This is a genomic window from Shigella sp. FC1661, from assembly GCF_001712525.1.
Taxonomy (GTDB): domain Bacteria; phylum Pseudomonadota; class Gammaproteobacteria; order Enterobacterales; family Enterobacteriaceae; genus Escherichia; species Escherichia coli.
In genome coordinates, this window is record NZ_MDGW01000276.1 from 1 (window position 1) to 2086 (window position 2086).

Here is a 2086-nt window from a genome sequence, read left to right on the forward strand (position 1 = left end):
CTAAATCACGTCAGCGCTGGCTGTTTTACGCGTATGACAGGATACGGAGGACGGTTGTGGCGCACGTCTTCGGTGAACGCACTCTGGCCACACTGGAGCGTCTTCTGAGCCTGCTGTCGGCCTTTGAGGTCGTGGTATGGATGACGGATGGCTGGCCGCTGTATGAATCACGCCTGAAGGGAAAGCTGCACGTTATCAGCAAGCGTTACACTCAGCGCATTGAGCGACATAATCTGAATCTGAGACAACATCTGGCAAGGCTGGGACGGAAGTCACTGTCGTTCTCAAAATCGGTGGAGCTGCATGACAAGGTCATCGGGCATTATCTGAACATAAAACACTATCAGTAAGTTGGAGTCATTACCCGATTATCTGTTGTTTTTAAATAAGAACTTAACCTGTGTAAAGCCCTGGTCGCGGCTGGCAACCCCGGTTATCACTTGTCATAGCCGTACACCGGAAGTGTTCCGGCTAGCCGCCAACCACAGCAAGCAGCAACCCAGCAAACCCTGCGAAGCGGAGTTGACGCGCGCATTACTTTTTACCGTATTGTCTAACTTTCTTGAGCAATCGCGGTTTATTGCCCTACTGATGTATATCTTACGCAGCAGCGTCCGCGACAGCGTCTGCCGCATTATTCAAAGCGATATTCAGCATTACTGGAATCTGCGAATTGTCGCCAGTTCGCTATGTTTAAGCCCCGCCTGCTCAAAAAGAAATTAAAAAACGAAAATACCAGCTATAGCCAGATTGTCACAGAGTGTCGTATGCGTTACGCCGTACAGATGTTATTGATGGATAACAAAAATATCACTCAGGTGGCGCAATTATGTGGCTATAGCAGCACGTCGTACTTTATCTCTGTTTTTAAGGCGTTTTACGGCCTGACACCGTTGAATTATCTCGCCAAACAGCGACAAAAAGTGATGTGGTGAAGGGCAAAGCGGAAACGGATAAGACGGGCATAAATGAAGAAGAAATGGCGCGCCCTGCAGGATTCGAACCTGCGGCCCACGACTTAGAAGGTCGTTGCTCTATCCAACTGAGCTAAGGGCGCGTTGATACCGCAATGCGGTGTAATCGCGTGAATTATACGGTCAACCCTTGCTGAGTCAATGGCTTTTGATCTGGTTGCTGAACAAGTGAACGACCGCGTCTGATTTTCTGATTTATTTCGCTATAGCGGCAAACAAACGCACACCGCTGCGCGTCTGAATCAAGAAAACCCGTATTTTCATGTATCAAAGTACAATTTACCGCCCTAACGGAAAATTGTCCGCTCCTATGAGACTGGTAACTATGAAACCAACGTCGGTGATCATTATGGATACTCATCCTATCATCAGAATGTCTATTGAAGTTCTGTTGCAAAAAAACAGTGAATTGCAGATTGTCCTGAAAACGGATGATTACCGCATAACCATCGATTATCTCCGAACCCGTCCTGTTGATTTAATCATTATGGATATAGACTTGCCCGGAACAGACGGTTTTACCTTCCTGAAAAGGATCAAACAAATCCAGAGCACAGTGAAAGTGTTATTTTTATCATCGAAATCAGAATGCTTTTATGCTGGCAGAGCGATACAAGCTGGTGCTAACGGTTTTGTCAGTAAATGCAATGATCAGAATGATATTTTTCATGCCGTTCAGATGATCCTCTCCGGATACACGTTTTTTCCCAGCGAAACGCTTAACTATATAAAAAGCAATAAATGTAGTACGAATAGTTCAACGGTCACTGTGCTATCTAATCGTGAAGTGACCATATTACGTTATCTGGTTAGCGGATTATCTAATAAAGAAATTGCCGATAAGTTATTGCTTAGCAATAAAACAGTTAGTGCGCATAAATCTAATATTTATGGCAAGGGTAATGCTGCCAACTTACTGATTTAGTGTATGATGGTGATTTTAAGGTGCTTGCGTGGCTTCCATTTCCATCAGATGTCCTTCCTGCTCCGCTACTGAAGGCGTGGTGCGTAACGGCAAAAGCACTGCCGGACATCAGCGCTATCTCTGCTCTCATTGCCGTAAAACATGGCAACTACAGTTCACTTACACCGCCTCTCAGCCCGGTACGCAC

2 protein-coding genes, 1 tRNA gene and 2 pseudogenes are annotated in these 2086 nt (G+C 45.7%); 4 read left to right on the plus strand and 1 reads right to left on the minus strand.

The window, feature by feature from the left end:
- Together BFF42_RS15500 and envY are read left to right on the plus strand one after the other, a co-directional pair.
- Positions 1 to 350: pseudogene (locus tag BFF42_RS15500) on the plus strand (IS1-like element IS1X2 family transposase); the annotation flags it as partial.
- 16 nt (positions 351 to 366) lie between these two features.
- Positions 367 to 935 (plus strand): annotated as a pseudogene (gene envY / locus BFF42_RS15505) (DNA-binding transcriptional regulator EnvY); the annotation flags it as partial.
- 45 nt (positions 936 to 980) lie between these two features.
- On the opposite strand, the gene BFF42_RS15510 reads toward envY, so the two are convergent.
- Positions 981 to 1057: transfer RNA gene (locus BFF42_RS15510), tRNA-Arg, on the minus strand.
- A gap of 242 nt (positions 1058 to 1299) precedes the next feature.
- On the opposite strand from BFF42_RS15510, the gene fimZ reads away from it, so the two are divergent.
- Together fimZ and BFF42_RS15520 are read left to right on the plus strand one after the other, a co-directional pair.
- Entirely contained in the window at positions 1300 to 1899 is a 600-nt protein-coding gene (fimZ, locus tag BFF42_RS15515) for a fimbria biosynthesis transcriptional regulator FimZ (protein WP_000805427.1), read from the plus strand.
- Positions 1900 to 1927: 28 nt separating this feature from the next.
- Positions 1928 to 2086: IS1 family transposase (locus BFF42_RS15520; protein WP_032277379.1), on the plus strand; the 159-nt coding region annotated here is incomplete at its 3' end.

What these genes read in the sequence shown, in the direction of transcription:
- fimZ (WP_000805427.1), top strand. Translation starts at nt 1,300, where the DNA reads ATGAAACCAACGTCGGTGATCATTATGGATACTCATCCTATCATCAGA.